The sequence below is a fragment of the Citrobacter sp. Igbk 16 genome, assembly GCF_028069755.1.
Classification (GTDB): Bacteria; Pseudomonadota; Gammaproteobacteria; order Enterobacterales; family Enterobacteriaceae; genus Citrobacter.
The window spans coordinates 156,550-179,605 of the sequence record NZ_JANEWJ010000002.1; the positions used below are offsets into that span (position 1 = coordinate 156,550).

19 protein-coding genes are annotated in these 23,056 nt (G+C 51.7%); 11 read left to right on the forward strand and 8 right to left on the reverse strand.

Translation table 11 applies throughout. The features are described from left to right. The first annotated feature begins 129 nt into the window (after positions 1 to 129). The 4 genes from NNO03_RS02430 (at position 130) to NNO03_RS02445 (ending at position 5,199) form a co-directional block, all read left to right on the forward strand. Positions 130 to 1,419 (forward strand): MFS transporter, encoded by a 1,290-nt coding sequence (locus NNO03_RS02430; protein WP_048213619.1) that lies wholly within the window; start codon positions 130 to 132, stop codon positions 1,417 to 1,419. Further along, positions 1,391 to 2,416 carry an alcohol dehydrogenase catalytic domain-containing protein gene (locus NNO03_RS02435; RefSeq protein WP_202037499.1) on the forward strand — a complete coding sequence of 342 codons (1,026 nt, stop codon included), beginning with the start codon at positions 1,391 to 1,393 and terminating at the stop codon, positions 2,414 to 2,416. Before NNO03_RS02430 ends, NNO03_RS02435 begins: the two co-directional genes overlap by 29 nt. Positions 2,417 to 2,436: 20 nt before the next feature. Continuing rightward, positions 2,437 to 3,621, forward strand: a complete 1,185-nt coding sequence (gene uxuA, locus NNO03_RS02440; RefSeq protein ID WP_271448706.1) for a mannonate dehydratase — start codon at positions 2,437 to 2,439, stop codon at positions 3,619 to 3,621. Between the two features lie 105 nt (positions 3,622 to 3,726). Continuing rightward, a complete protein-coding gene (locus NNO03_RS02445; RefSeq protein WP_271448707.1) occupies positions 3,727 to 5,199 on the forward strand; it encodes a fructuronate reductase in 1,473 nt (490 codons plus the stop codon). 10 nt (positions 5,200 to 5,209) lie between these two features. Here NNO03_RS02445 and NNO03_RS02450 read toward each other — a convergent pair whose 3' ends face one another. Both NNO03_RS02450 and NNO03_RS02455 read right to left on the reverse strand, forming a co-directional pair. Next, positions 5,210 to 5,881 (reverse strand): FadR/GntR family transcriptional regulator, encoded by a 672-nt coding sequence (locus NNO03_RS02450; RefSeq protein WP_271441287.1) that lies wholly within the window; start codon positions 5,879 to 5,881, stop codon positions 5,210 to 5,212. A 143-nt stretch (positions 5,882 to 6,024) separates the two neighbouring features. Continuing rightward, positions 6,025 to 7,218, reverse strand: coding sequence for an NAD(P)/FAD-dependent oxidoreductase (locus NNO03_RS02455; protein ID WP_271448708.1), 1,194 nt, complete (start codon positions 7,216 to 7,218; stop codon positions 6,025 to 6,027). 229 nt (positions 7,219 to 7,447) lie between these two features. Here NNO03_RS02455 and pitA point away from each other — a divergent pair, with 229 nt between their 5' ends. Further along, a complete protein-coding gene (pitA, locus tag NNO03_RS02460; protein WP_137382012.1) occupies positions 7,448 to 8,947 on the forward strand; it encodes an inorganic phosphate transporter PitA in 1,500 nt (499 codons plus the stop codon). 64 nt (positions 8,948 to 9,011) lie between these two features. On the opposite strand, the gene uspB is transcribed toward pitA, so the two are convergent. Continuing rightward, a complete protein-coding gene (gene uspB / locus NNO03_RS02465; RefSeq protein ID WP_003023371.1) occupies positions 9,012 to 9,347 on the reverse strand; it encodes a universal stress protein UspB in 336 nt (111 codons plus the stop codon). Between the two features lie 393 nt (positions 9,348 to 9,740). On the opposite strand from uspB, the gene uspA reads away from it, so the two are divergent. Both uspA and dtpB read left to right on the forward strand, forming a co-directional pair. After that, positions 9,741 to 10,178, forward strand: a complete 438-nt coding sequence (uspA, locus tag NNO03_RS02470) for a universal stress protein UspA (RefSeq protein ID WP_137382013.1) — start codon at positions 9,741 to 9,743, stop codon at positions 10,176 to 10,178. Positions 10,179 to 10,459: 281 nt separating this feature from the next. Then, positions 10,460 to 11,932 carry a dipeptide/tripeptide permease DtpB gene (dtpB, locus tag NNO03_RS02475; protein WP_271448709.1) on the forward strand — a complete coding sequence of 491 codons (1,473 nt, stop codon included), beginning with the start codon at positions 10,460 to 10,462 and terminating at the stop codon, positions 11,930 to 11,932. 79 nt (positions 11,933 to 12,011) lie between these two features. Here dtpB and NNO03_RS02480 read toward each other — a convergent pair whose 3' ends face one another. Beyond that, a complete protein-coding gene (locus tag NNO03_RS02480) occupies positions 12,012 to 12,515 on the reverse strand; it encodes an Rrf2 family transcriptional regulator (RefSeq protein WP_271448710.1) in 504 nt (167 codons plus the stop codon). Positions 12,516 to 12,746: 231 nt separating this feature from the next. On the opposite strand from NNO03_RS02480, the gene NNO03_RS02485 reads away from it, so the two are divergent. Continuing rightward, the gene (locus NNO03_RS02485; protein ID WP_271448711.1) at positions 12,747 to 13,946 is read left to right on the forward strand and encodes an NAD(P)/FAD-dependent oxidoreductase; all 1,200 of its coding nucleotides are present in this window, start codon (positions 12,747 to 12,749) and stop codon (positions 13,944 to 13,946) included. Between the two features lie 274 nt (positions 13,947 to 14,220). Here the strand turns inward: NNO03_RS02485 and rsmJ are convergent, their stop codons facing one another. Both rsmJ and prlC read right to left on the reverse strand, forming a co-directional pair. After that, positions 14,221 to 14,970 carry a 16S rRNA (guanine(1516)-N(2))-methyltransferase RsmJ gene (gene rsmJ, locus NNO03_RS02490; RefSeq protein WP_271448712.1) on the reverse strand — a complete coding sequence of 250 codons (750 nt, stop codon included), beginning with the start codon at positions 14,968 to 14,970 and terminating at the stop codon, positions 14,221 to 14,223. Between the two features lie 8 nt (positions 14,971 to 14,978). Beyond that, a complete protein-coding gene (prlC, locus tag NNO03_RS02495; RefSeq protein WP_271448713.1) occupies positions 14,979 to 17,021 on the reverse strand; it encodes an oligopeptidase A in 2,043 nt (680 codons plus the stop codon). Between the two features lie 207 nt (positions 17,022 to 17,228). Between prlC and NNO03_RS02500 the strand changes: the two genes are divergently transcribed. Next, on the forward strand, positions 17,229 to 18,071 hold the full coding sequence (locus tag NNO03_RS02500) for a 23S rRNA (adenine(2030)-N(6))-methyltransferase RlmJ (RefSeq protein WP_271441281.1): 843 nt from the start codon (positions 17,229 to 17,231) through the stop codon (positions 18,069 to 18,071). A gap of 104 nt (positions 18,072 to 18,175) precedes the next feature. After that, positions 18,176 to 19,528 (forward strand): glutathione-disulfide reductase, encoded by a 1,353-nt coding sequence (gene gorA / locus NNO03_RS02505; protein WP_271448714.1) that lies wholly within the window; start codon positions 18,176 to 18,178, stop codon positions 19,526 to 19,528. A 96-nt stretch (positions 19,529 to 19,624) separates the two neighbouring features. On the opposite strand, the gene NNO03_RS02510 is transcribed toward gorA, so the two are convergent. Further along, positions 19,625 to 20,788: a mandelate racemase/muconate lactonizing enzyme family protein gene (locus NNO03_RS02510; protein ID WP_271448715.1), complete on the reverse strand. Its 1,164-nt coding sequence runs from the start codon at positions 20,786 to 20,788 to the stop codon at positions 19,625 to 19,627. A 183-nt stretch (positions 20,789 to 20,971) separates the two neighbouring features. On the opposite strand from NNO03_RS02510, the gene NNO03_RS02515 reads away from it, so the two are divergent. Beyond that, on the forward strand, positions 20,972 to 21,898 hold the full coding sequence (locus NNO03_RS02515; protein WP_271448716.1) for a LysR family transcriptional regulator: 927 nt from the start codon (positions 20,972 to 20,974) through the stop codon (positions 21,896 to 21,898). 66 nt (positions 21,899 to 21,964) lie between these two features. On the opposite strand, the gene fraE is transcribed toward NNO03_RS02515, so the two are convergent. After that, complete coding sequence (gene fraE / locus NNO03_RS02520) at positions 21,965 to 23,008, reverse strand: fructose-asparagine asparaginase (RefSeq protein ID WP_271448717.1); 1,044 nt, start codon at positions 23,006 to 23,008, stop codon at positions 21,965 to 21,967. Between the last annotated feature and the right edge of the window lie 48 nt (positions 23,009 to 23,056).

Here is a 23,056-nt window from a genome sequence, read left to right on the forward strand (position 1 = left end):
TTTGATCGTGATTATTTAACGCGCTAATTTTTCGTTATGTTGATCACATTCGTATCAAAAGAATGGTGATCTTAAAATAGGTTTTAAATATTGTGGTCAGGCCGCTAGACCACAATAAGAGGATATATCATGAAAAGAAAAACAATGGGATGGCTTATCGTTTTTCTTCTTTTTATAGTTTACATGCTTAACTATATGGATCGTTCAGCATTGTCGATCACCGCTCCACTCATCGAAAAGGAATTAGGATTCAATGCTGCTGAGATGGGTATGATATTCAGCGCATTCTTTGTTGGTTATGCACTATTTAACTTTATCGGTGGCTGGGCCAGTGACCGATTTGGCCCCAAAACAGTATTTCTGGTCGCCGCATTACTCTGGTCAGTATTTTGTGGGATGACCAGTCTGGTTACTGGCTTATGGACTATGCTGGCTGTTCGCGTATTATTCGGCATGGCTGAAGGACCGGTCAGTGCTGCTGGTAATAAAATTATCAACAACTGGATTTCACGTAAAGAATCTGCCACTGCCATCGGCATTTTCAGCGCAGGCTCGCCGTTGGGCGGCGCAATTTCCGGTCCAGTAGTTGGCCTGCTGGCTCTTTCATTAGGCTGGCGTCCGGCATTCGGTATTATTTTCCTGTTTGGTTTAGCCTGGGTATTACTTTGGTATTTCATTGCCAGTGATAAACCCTCAAAAAGTAAACACCTCGCCCCGGAAGAACGTGTCGATTTTGAAAACCATGATGACATCATTTTAGCGGATGACGGTAAAGCGATGCCTTCTCTCGGCTACTACATGAAGCAGCCGATGGTGTGGGCAACGACGCTGGCCTTCTTCAGCTATAACTACATACTCTTTTTCTTCCTGACCTGGTTCCCAAGCTATCTGAACCACTCGCTACACCTTGATATTAAAGAAATCAGTATTGCAACGGTGATCCCCTGGGTAATTGGTGCAATCGGCATGGTATTGGGTGGCGTATGCTCTGACTTTATCTATCGGGTAACGGGCAACGCCCTGCTTTCTCGCCGTCTCATTCTCGGTGTTTGCCTGGCTGGAGCGGCAATCTGTGTGGCGGTTTCTGGAACGGTTACCACTATCGGCAGTGCCGTTGGATTGATGTCAGTCTCGTTATTCCTGCTGTATTTGACTGGACCTATTTATTGGGCAGTTATTCAGGATGTCGTGCACAAAGATAAAGTGGGTAGCGTCGGTGGCGCCATGCATGGGCTGGCAAATATATCCGGAATTATTGGCCCTCTGGTCACCGGATTTATTGTTCAGTTCAGCGGTAAATATGATTACGCATTCTATCTGGCTGGTGCTATTGCGATTGTTTCCAGCTGTCTGGTATTCGTATTTGTCAAAAATAAAGGATTAAAAACAAATGAAAGTCAAAGCTGTCTACATCAATAAACCTGGTGAAATTGAAACCCGTTGGGTTGATTACCCAGAAAAGAAAGATAATGAAGTATTAATAAAAGTTGATGCTGCTGGAATATGTGGATCTGATATAGGTGCATTTCGCGGTACTAACCCCCTGGTGACCTATCCACGTATTATTGGACATGAAGTCACGGGTATTGTTATTAAACAAGGCAAGGGCATGCCAGCAAATATTAAGGAAGGTGACCGCGTTATTGTTGATCCTTATATTTATTGTGGTCATTGCTACCCCTGTTCAGTGGGGAGAACAAATTGCTGTGAAAACCTGAAGGTCATTGGCGTACATATTGATGGTGCAATGCAGGAGGTGGTTGCTCACCCCGCGCATTTGATTCACAAAATCCCGGATGACGTCGCCACTGAGATGGCTCCGTTGGCTGAACCATTGACTATCGCACTGCATGCGTTACATCGCGCCAAACTGACGGCCGGGGAGCATATCGCCATTATTGGAGCCGGTGCGATTGGTCTGATGGCTGCATTGAGCGCATTGCGCTACGGTGCGACGCCAATTCTGATCGATATCGTGGACGAACGACTTCAGTACGCAAAATCGCTGGGCGTGCCTTACGTCATCAATCCGTCGAACACCCAGGTTGTTGAGGCGATAAAAGATATCACGCAGGGGACGATGGCACAGGTTGTCGTCGAAGCATCTGGTGCCAACAGTGCAATTCGCGAAACGCTGGATCTTGCGTCGTTTGCGGGTCGTATTGCTTTCACCGGCTGGCCAAAACAGGAGACATCGTTGCCCACTAACCTGATCACGTTTAAAGAGTTGGATCTGCGCGGATCACGTACCAGTGCTGGCGAATTCGAAGAAGCGTTACAGATGCTGGCTACGCTGAACATTAATCCTGCGGATGTCGTCAGCAAGGTGGTGAATATTGATGATGTGCCTGACGCCGTGAAGGAACTCGATCAATACCCGGAACGCTATCTGAAGATCAATGCGACCTTTCATTAATTTTTCCAGGAGATAAAGCGATGGAACAAACCTGGCGTTGGTATGGCCCAAACGATCCCGTGTCGTTGGCCGATGTTCGTCAAGCCGGTGCAACGGGTGTGGTCACTGCACTGCACCATATTCCAAACGGTGAAGTCTGGTCCGTAGAAGAAATTCTCAAACGCAAAGCGATCGTGGAAAAAGCGGGTCTGGTCTGGTCGGTCGTGGAAAGCGTGCCGATCCATGAAGACATCAAGACCCACACGGGCCAGTACGACCTGTGGATCAAGAATTACCAGCAGACGCTGCGCAATCTCGCCCACTGCGGCATCTTTACCGTGTGCTACAACTTCATGCCGGTTCTGGACTGGACCCGCACCGACCTGGAGTATGTGCTACCCGATGGTTCAAAGGCTCTGCGTTTTGACCAGATTGAGTTTGCCGCCTTTGAACTGCATATCCTCAAGCGTCCCGGTGCGGAAGCGGACTACAGCGCGGAGGAAATTGCCCAGGCTCACCAGCGTTTTGCGGATATGAGCGAAGAGGACAAAGCCCGGCTGACGCGAAATATCATTGCCGGTCTGCCAGGTGCCGAGGAAGGCTATACGCTGGACCAATTCCGTAGCCACCTTGCAACCTATAAAGATATCGACAAAGCGGCCTTACGGGAAAATTTTGCCTGGTTCCTGAAAGCCATTATCCCGGTAGCGGAAGAAGTAGGTGTACGTATGGCGGTTCATCCGGACGATCCGCCGCGCCCAATTCTTGGCCTGCCGCGCATCGTTTCTACTGTAGAAGATATGCAGTGGATGGTGGATACCGTAAACAGTACTGCCAACGGTTTTACGATGTGTACAGGATCTTACGGCGTACGCGCAGACAACGATCTGGTTGATATGATCAAACAGTTCGGCCCGCGGATTTACTTTACGCACCTGCGTTCCACACAACGCGAAGATAATCCCAAAACCTTTCATGAGGCGGCGCATCTTTCCGGGGATGTCGATATGTACAGCGTCGTGAAAGCGATAGTCGAAGAAGAACAACGGCGTAAAGCGGAAGGCAACGCCTCACTTATCCCCATGCGACCAGACCATGGTCATCAAATGCTTGATGATCTGAAAAAGAAAACCAACCCAGGGTATTCCGCTATTGGTCGCCTTAAAGGCCTGGCTGAAGTACGCGGCGTTGAACTGGCTATCCAGCGCGCCTTCTTCAATCAGTAACCACATTGCCGCATGGTATCCCCGCCATGCGGTTTTTCACTTTCAGTCAGGACCGGTCTTTGATAGCGCATTATCAAAGAAGATCATCAATGACAGGAGTTTGTCATGGACAAGAATCTCGCCACCGCCCAGATTTCCACCCCACGCCCACGCTGGGATCGTTCACGCCTTGTTTCGCGCATCGTACATCTTGGTTGCGGTGCTTTTCACCGCGCTCATCAGGCGCTCTATACACATCATTTGCTGGAAAGCAGTGACAGCGACTGGGGTATCTGTGAGGTCAACCTGATGCCCGGAAACGATGCCACACTGATTCAAAACCTGAAGGCGCAGGATCTGCTGTACACCGTTGCCGAGCGCGGAGCACAAACGACAGAGCTTAAAATCATTGGCTCGATGAAAGAAGCGCTGCATCCTGAATTTGACGGTTGTGAAGCCATTATCCACGCAATGGCCCGTCCAGAAACGGCCATCGTTTCGCTGACCATCACCGAAAAAGGATATTGCACGGATGCCGCCAGCGGCGAGCTGGATCTGAATCATCCGTTTATCCAGCACGACATTGCTCACCCACAGTCCCCCAAATCAGCAATGGGTTATATCGTCGAAGCCCTCGCTCTTCGCCGTCAGCAGGGATTGAAAGCTTTTACTGTGCTGTCCTGCGACAACGTTCGAGAAAATGGTCACGTCGCAAAAACCGCTATCCTGGGTTTAGCCGCCGAGCGCGATCCGCAGTTGGCTGAGTGGATTGCCGAACAGGCAACGTTCCCATGCACAATGGTCGACCGCATCGTTCCGGCAGCAACAGAAGAGACGTTAGCGCAAATCGCTGAACAGCTTGGGGTAGATGATCCCTGTGCCATTGCCTGTGAGCCGTTCCGTCAGTGGGTGATTGAAGATAACTTTGTCAATGGACGCCCTGACTGGGATCGCGTGGGCGCACAGTTTGTAGCAGATGTGGTGCCATTTGAGATGATGAAGTTACGCATGCTCAACGGCAGCCACTCTTTCCTGGCCTATCTTGGTTATCTGGGCGGTTATGAAACGATTGCCGATACGATGACCAACCCGGCGTATCGCAACGCTGCGCTGGCTTTGATGCTCAATGAACAAGCACCGACGCTGTCGATGCCGGAAGGAACAGACCTTGCGGCTTATGCAGAGCTGTTGATCGCGCGCTTTACTAATCCATCACTGAAGCACCGAACCTGGCAAATTGCGATGGATGGCAGCCAAAAATTACCGCAACGCTTGCTGGACCCCATTCGACTCCATCTGAAAAAAGGCGAAGACGCTCGCCATCTGACGTTGGGAGTCGCCGGTTGGATGCGCTACATCAGCGGTGTGGATGAACAAGGTCATCCGATTGAGGTGATAGATCCGCTGTCAGCACAGTATCAGGCTATTTATCAACAGTATCCATCAATAGAAGAACGTGTCCGGGCGCTGTTAGCCATTGACACTATCTTTGGGAGAGACCTTTGCGATAACGCAGACTTTATCGAACGCGTAACCGCTGCCTGTCAGCAATTGCACAGCGTAGGCGCACGTGCAGCGGTAGCCGCTCTAAGCCAATAGCGTGGTGTTATTAAAGACCCACGATCTGTCTGACATAGGCCAGATGTTCCAGCGATTTTTGGTAAGCACCGTCAGCATCAGCCTGGCGGATCGCATCCACAATCGCTTTATGCTGTGTATTCATGCTGGTTAATACATCCCGATTGCCGGAACGTTTGTCCAGTCCGGCATACGGGATATTAACGCGCTGTTCCCACAGCATTCGCGACATATCAAGCAGTACGCGGTTCTGGCTGGCTTCTGATACTGTCAGATGGAATTGCTTATCGAGGGAATAAAAACCATGCACATTGTTTTCGCTTATGGCCTTTTCCATGCTGAGATGCAGTGCTTCAAGCTGGCTAATGAGATCATCTTTCCCGGCCTGAGCAGCAAGACGCGCACAATGGCTGTCGACCAACTCACGTGAATAGAGAATTTCTTCAATCGAATAATCACTGGTGGAATGCTTTTTATCCGCAACAATCACACCATTACCTGACTGGATGGTGATCCATCCGGAAATCTCCAGCACAATCAGCGCTTCTCTGAGCGATGCGCGACTTACACCAAGTTGCTTCGCCAGCTCACGTTCGGGTGGTAAGAAGCTTCCCGGCGGAAAAATACTATCATTGATGAGCTTAATGATGAGATTGGCTATCTTTTGATAGAGCCGCTCCTGTTTTACCTCAGGAATAACCATGTGTCTCCCGTTCTCTTATCTGTGCGATTTTTAACTGATTTATCATATCATTCCTGGAGTTAAGAAACGCACGTCAGAGTCAGTTCATGTATCACACATCACTATGATATTTTTTCTTATTGTGTGCAGACAGAGTCTTTCACTTATGCAGACACCAAATCCTGTGCGCATGCCCAGGCGCTCGACCACGCCCACTGGAAGTTATACCCACCCAACCAGCCGGTGACATCCATCACTTCACCAATAAAGTACAGCCCTGGCACTTTGCGGGCTTCCATCGTGCGCGAAGACAGTTCGTTGGTATCTACACCACCCAGCGTGACCTCCGCTGTGCGATACCCTTCGGTACCGTTCGGCTGCACCCGCCATTCAGTTAGCGTCTCCACCAGCGTTTGCTGATCGCGTACGTTAAGTTGTTTCAGCGTCACATCCGGGATTTGCCCTAATTGCTGCAGGCACTCCACCAGACGTTTCGGCAACTGCATCGCTAACGTGTTCTTTAAGCTCTGATTTGGATGTGCGCTTCGTTGTTCGTCGAGAAAGCTCGCAAGGTCAACATCCGGCAACAAATTAATGCTGACAAATTCGCCGGGCTGCCAAAAACTGGAAATTTGCAAAACGGCCGGACCTGAAAGCCCACGGTGCGTAAAGAGCAGGTTTTCACGAAATACGGTGCCATCTTCAGCGGTGATAACGGAAGGAACAGACACACCAGAGAGCACCTGAAGCTGCTCCAGCAGTGGCTTATGCAACGTAAAGGGCACCAGGCCTGCGCGCGTCGGCAACACCTTCAGTCCAAACTGTTCGGCAATTTTATAACCAAACGGCGTTGCCCCCAAACCCGGCATGGAAAGCCCACCGGAGGCAATCACCAATTTCTTCGCACCGACCGTCATCCCGTTCAGTTCCAGAATGAAGCCGTTATCATCTCGTGCGACGCTCAGGACTTCGCTACGTAACCGCATCGTAACGTTACCCTTTTCGCACTCGGCAACCAGCATATCGACGATTTGTTGGGCCGAATCATCGCAGAACAGCTGACCGAGCGTTTTTTCGTGCCAGGCAATGCCGTGTTTACCCACCAGATCGATAAAGTCCCACTGCGTATAGCGAGCCAGCGCCGATTTGCAAAAATGCGGGTTTTGACTCAAATATGCAGCCGGTTCCACATAAAGATTGGTAAAGTTGCAGCGCCCTCCGCCGGACATGAGGATCTTACGTCCAGGCTTTTTACCATTATCAATCAGCAGTACTTGACTGCCTGCTTGCCCTGCCTGCGCGGCACAGAACATACCCGCTGCGCCAGCGCCTATAATAACGGTATCAAACCTTTCCACGTTGCGATCCTCTCTAAAAAGCGGGCGTGAATTGTAAAGATTCCTCAGTGGTCGCACCAGCACCAAACTATCAATAATAGGTATTTATCTGAATTCTATAGGATAATTCTTTAGTGGTGTAAAACAAAGCAGGAGACAAATCAAAAAAACTCTATATTTCACTTTGCCCGCGCCGCCAAAGTCACTGATAATGCGCCGCGTTCATGTCCTCAAAATGGCGTAACGTCCTATGCTACATTTGTTTGCTGGCCTGGATTTACATACCGGGCTTTTATTATTGCTTGCTCTGGCTTTTGTGCTGTTCTACGAAGCAATTAACGGCTTCCACGATACAGCCAATGCTGTCGCAACCGTGATCTATACCCGTGCAATGCGTTCGCAATTGGCGGTGGTTATGGCTGCGTTGTTCAACTTCTTTGGTGTTTTGCTGGGTGGTCTCAGCGTAGCTTATGCCATCGTGCATATGCTACCAACGGATCTGCTGCTCAACATGGGTTCTTCACATGGCCTCGCCATGGTGTTCTCCATGCTGCTGGCGGCAATTATCTGGAACCTCGGTACCTGGTACTTTGGTCTGCCTGCATCCAGCTCCCACACGCTGATTGGCGCGATCATCGGTATTGGTTTAACCAATGCGTTGATGAACGGGACTTCAGTGGTGGATGCACTTAACATCCCGAAAGTGCTCAATATTTTCGGTTCACTGATCATTTCCCCTATTGTCGGTCTGGTGTTCGCTGGCGGTCTGATCTTCTTGCTGCGTCGTTACTGGAACGGCACCAAGAAGCGGGCGCGTATTCACCTGACTCCAGCAGAGCGTGAAAAGAAAGACGGTAAGAAAAAGCCGCCGTTCTGGACGCGTATCGCGCTGATCCTCTCCGCTATTGGTGTGGCGTTCTCTCATGGCGCTAACGATGGGCAGAAAGGTATTGGTCTGGTAATGCTGGTACTGATTGGCGTAGCGCCTGCAGGCTTCGTGGTGAATATGAATGCTTCTGGTTACGAAATTACGCGTACCCGTGATGCTATCAATAACGTCGAAACCTACTTCCAGCAGCGTCCTGATCTGCTCAAACAGGCGACCGGCGTTGATCAGTTGATTCCGTCTCCGACGGAAACGGCGACAACGACACCGGCAGAGTTCCATTGTCACCCGGCAAATACCATCAACGCGCTTGAGCGTGCGAAAGGTATGCTGGCGAACCTGGAAACCTACGACAAGTTAAGCGTTGAGCAGCGTAGCCAGCTGCGTCGCATTATGTTGTGCATTTCTGATACGACCGATAAAGTCGTGAAACTGCCTGGCGTAAGCAGCGACGATCAGCGCCTGCTGAAGAAACTGAAAACCGACATGCTGAGCACCATCGAGTACGCCCCCGTCTGGATTATCATGGCTGTTGCTCTGGCTCTGGGCTGCGGTACGATGATTGGCTGGCGTCGCGTGGCGACCACTATCGGTGAGAAAATCGGTAAGAAAGGCATGACCTATGCTCAGGGGATGTCGGCACAGATGACTGCCGCAGTCTCTATCGGTCTCGCCAGTTACACCGGTATGCCTGTTTCCACCACTCACGTTCTCTCCTCTTCTGTTGCAGGGACGATGGTTGTTGACGGTGGCGGTTTGCAGCGTAAAACGGTAACCAGCATTCTGATGGCCTGGGTCTTCACCCTGCCAGCAGCGATTATCCTTTCCGGGGTGCTGTACTGGCTCTCCCTGAAGCTAATCTAAGCGCATGCACAGTAAAAAAGCGGGTCAGGAAACTGACCCGCTTTTTTTATATCTGTCGTAGAAATCAGTGCCAGATAATCAGCGCGACCATACTGATTAACACCAGCCCACATAACGCGCTGGTAAGGATGAACTGACCGCGAACCCGCTCACAGCGGCGAATAAACTCATCGTCATGATGATCACGGTAACGCTGAGCGTAGATATACCACACCAGACGCATCTGCTTGTTAGGTTGCCCATGCGAGGTAAAAAAGCCGCCCCCATCGACATACTGGTAAAGTAATGGATCGCAACCACGAAGTACCACTAACAGTGCGCGTAGCGAAGAAAAATAACGCGCCATATTAACAATGCAAACGACACATAAAGCCCAGAATAACGCAATGGTGCTTATCATATCTCCTCCCCGGCGACCCGCCCACGGAACTCCTTTCCGGGACTACCGCTCCCCGATACCCTGCCAAACCATTCAGTGAAGAGTACAACCGAAACCGCTCGTGTTAGTGTCACGCATCCGAACGCCTCTCTAAATAGTGTAGGAGATTAGTTAATTTTTTTGCCAGAAGGTTAATCACTATCAATGCAATTAACTAAAAAATTTGTTTAACTACTTGGCAAGCAAGGCGGATTGACGGATTATCCCGGTCGCTATAATGTAAGGATAGTCCTTAAAAGGTACGTTTTTACGACTGGGCTAGCCCCGCGCACAAAGTTCGCAGGACGCGGATGACGCGGCGGCAAATGAACGCCAGCAGGCTAGTCATCGACAACTTATGGAAGGAGTAACACTATGGCTTATAAACACATTCTTATCGCGGTTGATCTTTCTCCAGAAAGCAAAGTTCTGGTTGAAAAAGCGGTCTCTATGGCGCGGCCTTACAATGCGAAAGTCTCCCTTATCCACGTTGACGTAAACTATTCCGACCTGTACACCGGGCTAATCGACGTGAATCTGGGCGACATGCAGAAACGCATTTCTGAAGAAACCCACCACGCGTTAACCGAGCTGTCCACCAATGCAGGCTACCCAATCACCGAAACCCTGAGCGGTAGCGGTGACCTGGGCCAGGTCCTGGTCGATGCCATCAAAAAATACGACATGGATCTCGTCGTTTGTGGCCACCACCAGGATTTCTGGAGCAAACTGATGTCCTCCGCGCGTCAACTGATCAACACCGTTCACGTCGACATGTTGATTGTTCCGCTGCGTGACGAAGAAGAAGCATAAAATACTTGCTGCCGGGGAATAACCCGGCCCGCTGCAAGCATTAAAGCCTGTAAACGCCCGCCTATGCGGGCGTTTTTGTTTTTATCATTCGGACACAATTAGTACATCAATCCAACAAATAAATCATAATTAGTGTGATCAACTAATTGGATCGAAAACTATCTCTATAATAATCTACCCTTACGGCTAATCGCCGCAGTCTATAACAAAACAAGACTTTTTCGGCGCGTTTAAGCATACGCGTTCATACTTTTCGGGATGGCTTTGAAAGGCGATGGAATATGAATAAAACTGCACCTACGGGCTTGCTGCAGCAACCTCGTCCGTTCTTCATGATCTTCTTTGTGGAATTATGGGAACGATTTGGCTATTACGGCGTTCAGGGCATCCTGGCGGTATTTTTTGTTAAGCAACTCGGATTTTCTCAGGAACAGGCATTTGTCACCTTTGGCGCGTTTGCTGCATTGGTATACGGCCTGATCTCCATCGGCGGTTATGTCGGCGACCATCTTTTAGGGACCAAACGCACGCTGGTGCTTGGCGCTATCGTGCTGGCACTTGGTTACTTCATGACCGGGATGTCACTGCTCAAGCCCGACCTGATTTTTGTCGCACTGGGTACCATTGCCGTGGGTAACGGGCTGTTTAAAGCCAACCCGGCAAGCCTGCTGTCAAAATGCTATCCCCCGAAAGACGCACGTCTGGACGGTGCTTTTACCCTGTTTTATATGTCGATCAACATCGGTTCGCTGTTGTCATTGTCGCTGGCACCGGTGATTGCCGATAAGTTTGGCTACGCCGTTACCTATAACCTGTGCGGTGCCGGGCTTATCGTTGCACTACTGGTCTACTTTGCCTGCCGTGGAATGGTAAAGAATATCGGTTCCGAACCCGATCATAAGCCGCTGAATTTCCGTAACCTGCTCTATGTGCTGGCTGGTACGGTGGTGATGGTATTCATCTGCGCCTGGCTGATGCACAACGTTAAAGTTGCCAACCTGGTGCTGATCGTACTGTCGATTGCCGTCACCATTATCTTCTTCCGTCAGGCATTCAAACTGGATAAAACTGGACGCAATAAAATGTTCGTGGCCTTTATCCTGATGCTGGAAGCGGTTGTGTTCTACGTGCTGTATGCACAGATGCCGACATCACTGAACTTCTTTGCCATCAATAACGTGCATCATGAAATTCTCGGTATTACCATCAACCCGGTGAGTTTCCAGGCGCTGAACCCTTTCTGGGTAGTACTGGCAAGCCCGGTCCTGGCCGCGATTTATACCCGTCTGGGTAACAAAGGCAAAGATCTGACCATGCCGATGAAGTTTACGCTTGGCATGTTCCTGTGCTCACTAGGCTTCCTGACTGCCGCCGCAGCCGGAATGTGGTTTGCCGATGCTCAGGGTTTGACGTCTCCGTGGTTTATCGTGCTGGTGTATCTGTTCCAGAGTCTGGGTGAACTGCTGATTAGCGCCCTGGGACTGGCAATGGTCGCCGCGCTGGTGCCACAGCACCTGATGGGCTTTATTCTGGGGATGTGGTTCCTGACGCAGGCAGCAGCCTTCCTGATGGGGGGTTACGTCGCAACGTTTACAGCCGTACCGGAAAACATTACCGACCCACTCCAGACCCTGCCTATCTACACCAACGTGTTCAGTAAAATAGGCCTGGTGACCCTGGCGGTAACGGTTGTGATGGCGATTATGGTGCCATGGCTGAACCGGATGATTAATACGCCGAGTACCGAGCAATAATCTTCAGTGCCGGATGCGGCTTATCCGGCCTACATTCAACATGCCCGATCGCTTTGCGCTATTGGGCATTTTCAATGCATTACCCTTTGCGCGCGGCAATCCACTCCTGTACTTCCACTACGAAGGTGTCCGGCGCTTTGCGATACATTTTTCGCGCTAAATCCAAAATCGTATGCTGTCCTAACGCCTCTTCCATCCGCTGCTGCGCCATATCCATCACCGAACGCACGCCACAAATACCTTCACAGGCCCACTCCGGTGGATGCTCCTCAAAAACGGCTAAACGCTGACGAATTTCACGACATTCAAAAATACGCTTATCGCCATCTATGGCATTGACCACATCCAGCACGGTGATGTCTTCCGCGGGTTTGGCCAACTGGAACCCGCCGCCCTTACCCTCGATACTGCGCACCAGACCTGCTTTCGACAGACGAGTGAAGATTTTTGCCAGATAGTCATACGGCACGCTTTGTAGTTCGGCAATTTCTCGCACGCTCATATCCCGCGCGTCGCCTTTGCTGTCGACCATACACATCAGGCTATGGATGCCGTACTCAACCCCGGAACTGTAAAATGCCATTTTTTATCTCAGCCAAAATGAATCTGAGTTTATTGTAGCTTTTTCATCTAATGCATTCCAGAGAACAGAGTAACCCTGCATAAGAATAAAAATATAAATAGATATTTATCAAATAGATAATAAAACAACCCGGCACAATAATGAAAAAAGGATCAGGATCGCATTGCAATCCATAACTACGACCAATAAAATCCGAGTAAATAAATCGTAGTCACCAGTGAGATAAAACTAATGCAGAAACAAATTCTGATCGTGGGTGCCGGTTTTGCCGGTATGTGGGCAGCATTGAGCGCCGCACGTCTGGCGGAGAAAAACCGGCAGACCATTGATATTACGGTGATTGCGCCACAGCCAGAGCTGCGTGTACGCCCGCGTTTTTATGAAAGCGCGGTCCACACGCTGGTCGCCCCGCTGCAACCCTTATTCGACGCTACCGGCGTTAACTTCCTGCAAGGTCACGTTGAGCAGATCCTCCCGGCCTCTAAAGAAGTCAGCTGGAAAGACGTCAACGGTGAAACCCACTTGCGCCATTACGACCGTTTGGTTCTCGCCAGCGGTAGCCACGTAAACCGCGACATTGTCGCTGGCGCCGCCGAGCACGCGTTTGACCTCGACCAGTTGGAGAGCGCCGCCGTACTGGAGCAGCACATTAAGGATCTGGCATTACAACCGGAATGTGAGGCTCGCAATACGGTCGTGGTCTGTGGCGGCGGCTTTACCGGGATTGAGATGGCGCTGGAATTGCCGGGGCGTTTGCGCGAAATATTAGGTGCTGATGCTAAGACCAGAGTTGTCGTAGTTGAACGCGGCGCACAGCCGGGCGGGCGCTGGAGCCAGGAATTACGTGACGTCATTATCGAAGCCTCCGCTGAACTGGGCGTCGAATGGCGGGTCAATGCGGAAGTGGAGTGCGTGGATGCCTCCGGCGTCACGCTGAAAGATGGGCAGACCATCGCCTCACAGACCGTTATCTGGACGGTTGGCGTCCAGGCAAACGGGTTAACGGCGCAAATTGACGCACCGCGCGATCGCCAGGGTCGCCTGCATGTGGACGCTAACCTTCAGGTCATCGGCCATGATGATATCTATGCCACCGGCGATGTGGCTTACGCCGCCACCGATGACAAAGGCAATCACGCGCTAATGACCTGTCAGCACGCTATTTTACTGGGCAAATTTGCCGGAAATAACGCGGCAGCCAGCTTGCTAAACGTTGCGCCACTGCCGTACCGTCAGGAAAACTACGTTACCTGTCTGGATCTTGGTGCATGGGGCGCGGTGTATACCGAAGGGTGGGATCAGCAAGTGAAACTGACGCGTGCAGAGGCGAAAAAACTGAAGGTCTCAATTGTCAGTGAGTTGATATATCCACCGAAGACTGACAAGACCGTGGCGTTTGAGATTGCCGATCCGCTGGCTCCATTCGTGTAGTCGAATCGCCGGATGCGGCTAACGCCTTATCCGGCCTACAAACTACCAGGCAATTATCGACACCACTGCGGTAACGCCTTATCCGGCCTACAAACTACCAGGCGATTATCGACACCACTGCGGTAACGCCTTATCCGGCCTACAAACTATCAGGCGATTATCGACACCACTGCGGTAACACCTTATCCGGCTTTCAAACCACACTCAGCCGTAGGCCTGATAAGCGTAGCGCCATCAGGCGATTCAGCGCATCAAACAGGATGCGGCCAACACGTTACGCCGTCCCGGCGTAAATATCAAAGCGATGCCCTTTGGTGACTACCGCATTGGGTGTCGCCACATCCGCGAGCGGCGGCGCGTAATCCGGACGCTTCACCACAACACGTTTAGTCGCCAGCTGACGTGCTGGCATCAACAACCCATCGGCATCTAAGTCTGGCCCCACCAGCGACTGAAACACGCGCATCTCTTTTTTCACCAGCGCACTTTTCTGCTTATGTGGGAACATCGGGTCGAGATACACCACCTGCGGGCGCGGCGTGATATCGGTCAACGCCGTCAGACTGGACGCATGGATCAGCTGTAAACGTTCCTGAAGCCAGCCGCCGATTTCCGGGTCGGCATAACCACGTGCCAGGCCATCGTCGAGCAGCGCCGCCACCACCGGATTACGTTCCAGCATCCGTACATGGCAGCCAACAGAAGCCAGCACAAACGCATCGCGTCCCAGTCCTGCGGTAGCATCCACCACGTCTGGCAGATAATCGCCTTTAATGCCGACAGCCTTCGCCACCGCTTCGCCGCGACCGCCGCCGAATTTACGTCGGTGCGCCATCGCCCCGCCGACAAAATCAACGAAGATGCCGCCGAGTTTAGGTTCGTCTCGCTTGCGCAGTTCCAGATGTTCCGGCGTCATCACCAGCGCCATCAGGTTGTCTGTATCATGCTCCAGCCCCCAGCGGGTCGCCAGAACAGATAAGGCGCCGTCTCCGGCGCCTGTTTCATCCAGTAAACAAATTTTCACGCGAACAATCAGCCCTTGATGCCGTAATGCGCCAGCATGGCGTCGAGCTGAGGTTCACGGCCACGGAAGCGTTTGAACAGCGTCATTGGCTCCTCAGAACCCCCACGAGTCAGGATGCTATCCAGGAACGACTGTCCGGTTTCGCGGTTGAAAATCCCCTCTTCTTCAAAGCGAGAGAACGCGTCAGCCGCCAGGACATCAGCCCACAGATAGCTGTAATAACCCGCTGCGTAGCCGCCGGCAAAAATATGGCTGAAAGCGTGTGGGAAACGACCCCATGTCGGCCCTGGCACCACAGCAACCTGCTTTTTAATCTCTGCCAGTGTTTCAAGGATTTTGGCCCCCTGCTGCGGGTTAAACTCAGCGTGCAGACGGAAATCAAACAGGCCGAATTCCAGCTGACGCAGAATAAACAGCGCCGCCTGGTAGTTTTTCGCCGCCAGCATTTTATCCAGTAATTCTTTCGGCAGCGGTTCACCGGTTTCATAGTGACCGGAGATAAACGCCAGCGCTTGTGGCTCCCAGCACCAGTTCTCCATAAATTGGCTCGGCAGTTCAACGGCATCCCATGGCACACCGTTGATACCCGAAACGCCGGCCGTTTCGATGCGGGTCAGCATGTGGTGCAGGCCGTGACCAAACTCGTGGAACAGGGTGATCACTTCATCGTGGGTGAACAGCGCCGGTTTACCGTTCACCGGACGGTTGAAGTTACAGGTCAGATAAGCGACCGGTTTTTGCAACGTACCGTCGGTTTTACGCATCTGGCCGACACAGTCGTCCATCCACGCCCCACCGCGTTTGTGTTCACGCGCGTACAGATCCAGATAGAAACTGCCGCGCAGCTCGTTGTTTTCATCGTACAGTTCAAAGAAGCGAACCTCCGGATGCCAGACGTCTACATCAGTACGCTCTTTCGCGGTAATGCCGTAAATGCGCTTAACCACTTCAAACAGGCCGTTAACCGCTTTGTTTTCCGGGAAGTAAGGACGCAACTGCTCGTCGCTGATGCTGTATAGGTGCTGTTTTTGCTTCTCGCTGTAGTACGCGATGTCCCACGGCTGCAGCTCATCAACGCCAAATTCCGCTTTTGCGAAGGCGCGCAGTTGGGCCAGCTCTTTCTCACCCTGCGGACGCGCACGTTTGGCCAGATCCGTCAGGAATTCGAGCACCTGCTGCGGGTTTTCCGCCATTTTCGTGGCCAGAGATTTAAAGGCGTAGCTTTCAAAGCCCAGCAGTTGAGCCAGTTCGTGGCGCAGCGCGAGGATCTCTTCCATTATCGGGCTGTTATCCCATTTGCCCGCGTTTGGCCCCTGATCAGATGCACGGGTGGAATAAGCGCGGTACATCTCTTCACGCAGAGCCTGGTTATCGCAGTAGGTCATTACCGGCAGGTAGCTCGGGATGTCCAGCGTCAGCAGATAACCTTCCTGCTCTTTGGCTTCGGCCTGAGCTTTAGCGGCGGCCAGCGCACTTTCCGGCATCCCGGCAAGCGCAGATTCGTCGGTGACGAGTTTGGTCCAGCCCATGGTCGCATCAAGCACGTTGTTGCTGTACAGGTTACCCAGTTCAGACAGACGGGTCGCGATTTCGCCATAGCGCTGTTGTTTTTCTTTCGGCAAACCAATGCCAGACAGCTCAAAATCACGCAGTGCGTTATCGACCGCTTTTTTCTGTGCGGTGTTCAGGGTGGCGTAATGATCGCCATCACGCAGGTCGCGGTAGGCTTTGTACAGCCCCTCATGTTGCCCAACCCAGGTGCTGTATTCAGACAACAGCGGCAGCGTTTGTTCGTAGGCTTCGCGCAGCTCCGGGCTGTTTTTCACCGAATTCAGGTGACTGACCGGAGAGAAAATACGTCCCAGGACATCGTCCACTTCCGCCAACTGCTGGCAGAGATTTTCCCAGGTATACGGCGCACCCTGCGCAACCACGCGTTCAACGTTTTCGCGGCAATCGTTTAGCGCTTTAGTCACAGCGGGCACGACATGCTCAGGCTGAATTTTAGAAAACGGTGGCAGTTCGAAGGGAGTCAGCAATGGATTGGTCATTAGCGCGGTCCTGTTGAAAAGAGTGAATGAAGCGCGTATCCGGCGCTGTGCATATTATTTGTAGAATGGGGTTAAGTGTAGAGGATTTCAATGCTAACCGTGATGGAAAGACGCCCGGTGGCGCTGCGCTTACCGGGCCTACGGGTAATCTGTGCCGATCTGCTGTAAACTGTGGCAAATCGTCATTTCAGCGGAATTTCATTACCCATGCTCAGTTATCGCCACAGTTATCACGCAGGCAACCACGCCGACGTCCTTAAACACACCGTTCAGAGCCTGATCATTGAATCGCTCAAAGAGAAAGAAAAACCGTTTCTCTATCTGGACACCCATGCCGGGGCTGGCCGTTATCAGCTGAGCAGTGAACATGCCGAGCGCACAGGCGAGTACCTGGAAGGCATCGCCCGTATCTGGCAGCAGGACGATTTGCCTGCTGAACTTGAACCCTATATTTCGGTCGTGCAGCATTTCAACCGTAGCGGCCAGCTGCGCTACTACCCGGGTTCTCCGCTGATTGCCCGCCAGTTATTGCGTGAGCAGGACAGCCTGCAATTGACAGAACTGCATCCGAGCGATTTTCCGCTACTGCGTTCCGAGTTCCAGAAAGACGAACGTGCGCGCGTCGCTAAAGCCGACGGCTATCAGCAGTTAAAAGCAAAATTACCGCCGGTTTCTCGCCGCGGATTGATCCTTATCGATCCCCCATACGAAATTAAGTCCGACTATCAGGCCGTCGTTGCCGGCATCAGCGAAGGTTACAAACGTTTCGCAACCGGTACCTATGCACTGTGGTATCCGGTAGTCCTGCGTCAGCAAATCAAACGTATGATTCATGATCTGGAAGACACTGGCATTCGTCGCATCCTGCAAATTGAGCTGGCGGTTCGCCCGGACAGCGATCAGCGCGGTATGACGGCTTCCGGCATGATTGTGATTAACCCGCCGTGGAAGCTGGAACAGCAGATGAACAACGTCCTGCCGTGGCTACACAGCAAACTGGTTCCGGCAGGAACCGGGCACACGTCCGTCAGTTGGATCGTGCCGGAGTAATCGCAGCCATCGGTGGAACCTTTTAATTTCAGGTATACAATCGCGAATATTTTGGCGGATGGCATAACGCTTCTCCGCCCTACAATGAACATGAAGGAGCGGTCATGACCAAGCACTATGATTACATCGCTATCGGCGGCGGCAGCGGCGGTATTGCCTCCATTAACCGTGCGGCAATGTACGGCCAGAAATGCGCACTGATTGAAGCCAAAGCGTTAGGCGGCACTTGCGTCAACGTTGGCTGCGTACCGAAGAAAGTGATGTGGCATGCCGCGCAGATCCGCGAAGCTATTCATATGTATGGCCCGGATTATGGTTTCGACACCACTATTAATAAGTTCGATTGGGATAAACTGATCGCCAGCCGTACCGCCTATATCGATCGCATTCATACCTCTTACGATAATGTGTTGGGTAAAAATAATGTCGATGTTATTAAAGGCTTTGCCCGCTTCGTTGATGCTAAAACCATTGAAGTGAACGGTGAAACGATCACTGCCGATCATATTTTAATTGCCACCGGCGGCCGTCCAAGCCATCCGGACATTCCGGGTGTGGAATACGGCATCGACTCCGATGGTTTCTTTGAACTGCCAGCACTGCCGAAACGCGTGGCAGTCGTTGGCGCAGGCTACATTGCCGTTGAACTGGCGGGTGTCATCAACGGTCTGGGCGCGCAAACACATCTCTTTGTGCGTAAACACGCGCCGCTGCGTAGCTTTGACCCGATGATCATCGACACGCTGGTTGAGGTGATGAACGCCGAAGGCCCAACTCTGCATACCCACGCTATCCCAAAAGCCGTGGTTAAAAATGCAGACGGCAGCCTGACTCTGCAACTGGAAGATGGTCGTAGCGAAACGGTAGATTGCCTGATCTGGGCGATTGGACGTGAACCGGCAACCGACAACTTCAACCTGGCGGCAACCGGTGTGAAAACCAACGAAAAAGGGTACATCGTTGTTGATAAATACCAGAATACCAGCGTTCCTGGTATTTATGCGGTCGGCGATAATACCGGTGCCGTTGAACTGACGCCGGTTGCGGTTGCCGCAGGCCGTCGTCTGTCCGAACGTCTGTTTAATAACAAGCCGGACGAGCATCTGGACTACAGCAACATTCCAACCGTGGTCTTCAGCCATCCGCCAATTGGTACTGTAGGGTTAACCGAGCAGCAGGCACGCGAACAGCACGGTGATGATCAGGTAAAAGTGTATAAATCATCGTTTACCGCGATGTATACCGCTGTTACCTCTCACCGCCAACCGTGCCGCATGAAGCTGGTCTGCGTTGGACCAGAAGAGAAGATTGTCGGTATTCACGGCATCGGCTTTGGTATGGACGAAATGCTGCAAGGCTTCGCGGTGGCGCTGAAAATGGGCGCAACCAAGAAAGATTTCGACAATACCGTAGCGATCCACCCAACTGCGGCTGAAGAATTCGTCACCATGCGTTAAGCGCACACGTGTAGAAAGATTGCGATCGCGATTCACTACACGCTCAAACAACGCCCCTCCGGCAACCAGAGGGGCGTTACATCATCTCAGCCAGCGCTATTCAGCCAACGCACGCATCTCTTTAATCAGGTCTGATTTCCCCTCAAAACCGATGCCCGGCAGTTCAGGCATGACAATATGACCGTCCTCCACCCTCACAGAATCCGGGAAACCGCCGTACGGCTGGAACAGGTCCGGGTAACTTTCATTGCCGCCCAGGCCAAGACCCGCCGCAATGTTCAGCGACATCTGGTGGCCGCCATGGGGTATGCAGCGTGATGGAGACCAGCCAAACTGCGCAAGGACATCCAGCGTGCGCAGGTATTCGACCAGACCGTAGGAAAGCGCACAGTCGAATTGCAGGTAATCGCGATCCGGGCGCATGCCGCCATAACGCAGCAGGTTACGCGCATCCTGATGAGAAAAGAGGTTTTCCCCGGTCGCCATTGAGCCTGGGTAAAATTCAGACAGGGCAGCCTGCAAGGAATAATCCAGCGGGTCGCCCGCCTCTTCATACCAGAACAACGGGTATTCACGCAGCATTTTGGCGTAGGCAATACTGGTTTCCAGATCAAAGCGACCATTGGCGTCGACGGCCAGGCGTGCTTCATCGCCAATTTCCGCGAGGACCGCGTCAATTCGGCGGCGGTCTTCATCAAGCGATGCCCCGCCGATTTTCATTTTAACCACGTTATAGCCGCGATTCAGGTAGCCTCGCATTTCCTGACGCAACGCGCTCAGGTCTTTACCCGGATAATAATAACCGCCCGCCGCGTAAACAAAGACGCGCGGGTTGGCCTCAACGCCCTTCATCTCAGCCAGCAGGCGGAACAACGGCTGGTTAGCAATTTTGGCGACGGCATCCCAAATAGCCATATCCAGTGTACCGACGGCGACCGAACGTTCGCCATGTCCCCCCGGCTTCTCGTTACTCATCATGACGTCCCAGATTTTATGCGGATCCAGGTTATCACCTTTGGCATTCAGCAGGCTTTCCGGGTCTGCGTCCAGAATGCGGTTACGGAAGCGCTCGCGGATCAATCCCCCCTGACCATAACGACCATTAGAGTTAAATCCGTATCCCACAACCCGGCGTCCCGCTATTTCAACATCAGTCACAACAGCCACCAGGCTGGTTGTCATCTTGCTAAAATCGATATAGGCGTTACGAATAGGGGAAGCGATGGGTTTAGTTATTTCTACAACATCGAGGATACGCATGTTTTCTCCGGCGGGTTCTTAGTCAGTTGTGCTCGCACTTACGCGCCTGTAAAAAGTGATAACTCATGCCGGTTTATTATTGGCATAATGCACGCAGGCAGTATTTAAGGACGCCATCGTCCTGTCTTTTTCCATCTTAAGCAGTGCTCATCTGCTGATCTAATACCAAAGAGGCTGGCTGTAATGCAAAATCGGCATCACCTGGAACTCACCTGGCTTGAAGACTGCATTGCGCTGGCGCAGTCACTCAATTTCTCCCGGGCAGCCGCTTCCCGATATGTGACGCAGCCCGCATTCAGTCGGCGCATTGTCTCGCTGGAAGAGTGGCTTGGAACGCCGATTTTTGAACGCAACCGCCGTGGCGTCAGCCTGACTCGTGCAGGGGAAGTGTTCGTCGCTCAGGTGCCCGAACTGATCCGGGCGCTTTACACCCTGAGAAATGAAACCATTGAAGCAGCAGGAAATGCCCGACCGGATGTTATTTTCTCTGCAACACACTCCCTGTCGTTCTCATTTTTTCCGGCGCTAATGCGTAATAACGAAAAAATCGCCCGTTTCGGCTCATTTCGCCTGCTTTCAGATACGCTCAGCGCCTGTGAACGGATGATTGAAAAAGGGGATGCTCAGTTTCTGCTGTGTTATTACCACCCTCACATGCACATCAACCTTGATCAGACGAAATATCTCAGCGTCCGCCTTGGACGAGAAACATTATTGCCCTACTCAAAATGCGATCCCGGCTCTCCTCAGCCGCTCTGGCAGGCCACGGGGGGCAAAAAATTTCCATTTCTCTCCTTCTCTGCAGAATCCGGTCTGGGGAGGATCCTCTCGAACACGTCTCCGGTGAATCATGCCCGACGCGGTATGGACATCGCCTTCACCGCCGATCTGGCCGCCACGCTGCTGGCAATGGTCAAAGCTGGAGACGGTATTGCCTGGCTGCCGGAAAGCCTGGCAGCTCCGGACGTTGAGGACGGGACAATCGCCGCTGCCGCCCCGCAACAGAGTGGATTGTGGGTACCCATTGATATCCGACTGTTTCGGCCTGCTGGCAGAATGTCCAGAGCGGTAGAAGAATTGTGGGAAATATTCGTGGATGAGCAGAGATAACAGGATGCCACAAGGGGAGGACACGCGCTCATTTTGCATAAAAATGAGCGCGTTAAATAACTGGCCTTAGTAGGTATTAAAATAATGCTGAATGAGCTCAGGGTTTTTCGTTTGCGTTAACGCGGTCATCAACAAAACCCGGGCTTTCGCAGGATTTAATGAATCAGACACTAATCCCGGCTGCCCCTTATCCGGTGGAACAATGCCGCTGCCCGTTCGGGATGCACGCACCACAATGATTCCCGCTTTCTCTGCTTTTTTAATTCCGGCTTCACTTCTGACAGAGACCGATCCGGCACCGGTTCCCGCATAGACTATTCCGTCTACATGATGCGCAATAGCAGCATCATACATATATTCAGGATCGTCCTGATAACCATAAATAATCGCTACCTGCGGCAGCTTTTTAAGGCTTCTTACATCAAAAACGGAACGCAGGGTGTGCGTCTTTTCAACGCGAGTGTCAAACTGTGGTTTGCCATTGACGATAACCCCTAAATATCCCTGCTCCGGGGCTTTGAAAGTATCCAGCGTGTTCGCGTTGGTCTTGGTCACAAATCTTGCAGAACCAATACGATCATTTAAAACCACCATAACCCCCCGACCCTTTGCATTCGGATCGGCGGCCACCGTGACCGCTTCCAGCAGATTCATTGCACCGTCGGCACTAATAGCCGTTGCGGGTCTCATCGCTGCAGTAAACACCACGGGTTTATCACTCTTAACCGTCAGATTGAGAAAGTAGGCCGTTTCATCGAGCGTGTCAGTTCCGTGGGTAATAACAATACCGTCAACATCATCACGCGCGAGCAGCGCGTTCACCTGCTGAGATAGCTTTAAAATAATGTCACTGGTCATGTTTTCACTGCCAATATTAGATATTTGCTGACCATCAACACTGGCAATATTATTAATCTCAGGCACCGCTTTAATTAATGTTTGAACACCTATCTCACCGGATTTATATCCCGATGTTTGGGTATTGCTTTCGGCAGTGCCAGCAATAGTTCCTCCCGTCGCCAGGATTATTATGTGAGGTTGGGTTGTCGCACTAAAAACGGATGAACTGATAAATAACATCGCCATCGCGATGAATATTTTTATATTCATTTTAATCCTCTGAATTTAAATAATCAGTGATATAAGAAATGCTTTAAA

Coding starts and splice junctions, on each gene's coding strand:
- gorA (WP_271448714.1), top strand. CDS start 18,176: ATGACCAAGCACTATGATTACATCGCTATCGGCGGCGGCAGCGGCGGT.
- NNO03_RS02510 (WP_271448715.1), bottom strand. CDS start 20,788: ATGCGTATCCTCGATGTTGTAGAAATAACTAAACCCATCGCTTCCCCT.
- NNO03_RS02450 (WP_271441287.1), bottom strand. CDS start 5,881: ATGGTTATTCCTGAGGTAAAACAGGAGCGGCTCTATCAAAAGATAGCC.
- prlC (WP_271448713.1), bottom strand. CDS start 17,021: ATGACCAATCCATTGCTGACTCCCTTCGAACTGCCACCGTTTTCTAAA.
- dtpB (WP_271448709.1), top strand. CDS start 10,460: ATGAATAAAACTGCACCTACGGGCTTGCTGCAGCAACCTCGTCCGTTC.
- uxuA (WP_271448706.1), top strand. CDS start 2,437: ATGGAACAAACCTGGCGTTGGTATGGCCCAAACGATCCCGTGTCGTTG.
- NNO03_RS02430 (WP_048213619.1), top strand. CDS start 130: ATGAAAAGAAAAACAATGGGATGGCTTATCGTTTTTCTTCTTTTTATA.
- NNO03_RS02500 (WP_271441281.1), top strand. CDS start 17,229: ATGCTCAGTTATCGCCACAGTTATCACGCAGGCAACCACGCCGACGTC.
- pitA (WP_137382012.1), top strand. CDS start 7,448: ATGCTACATTTGTTTGCTGGCCTGGATTTACATACCGGGCTTTTATTA.
- uspA (WP_137382013.1), top strand. CDS start 9,741: ATGGCTTATAAACACATTCTTATCGCGGTTGATCTTTCTCCAGAAAGC.
- NNO03_RS02485 (WP_271448711.1), top strand. CDS start 12,747: ATGCAGAAACAAATTCTGATCGTGGGTGCCGGTTTTGCCGGTATGTGG.
- NNO03_RS02435 (WP_202037499.1), top strand. CDS start 1,391: ATGAAAGTCAAAGCTGTCTACATCAATAAACCTGGTGAAATTGAAACC.
- NNO03_RS02515 (WP_271448716.1), top strand. CDS start 20,972: ATGCAAAATCGGCATCACCTGGAACTCACCTGGCTTGAAGACTGCATT.
- uspB (WP_003023371.1), bottom strand. CDS start 9,347: ATGATAAGCACCATTGCGTTATTCTGGGCTTTATGTGTCGTTTGCATT.
- NNO03_RS02480 (WP_271448710.1), bottom strand. CDS start 12,515: ATGGCATTTTACAGTTCCGGGGTTGAGTACGGCATCCATAGCCTGATG.
- fraE (WP_271448717.1), bottom strand. CDS start 23,008: ATGAATATAAAAATATTCATCGCGATGGCGATGTTATTTATCAGTTCA.
- NNO03_RS02445 (WP_271448707.1), top strand. CDS start 3,727: ATGGACAAGAATCTCGCCACCGCCCAGATTTCCACCCCACGCCCACGC.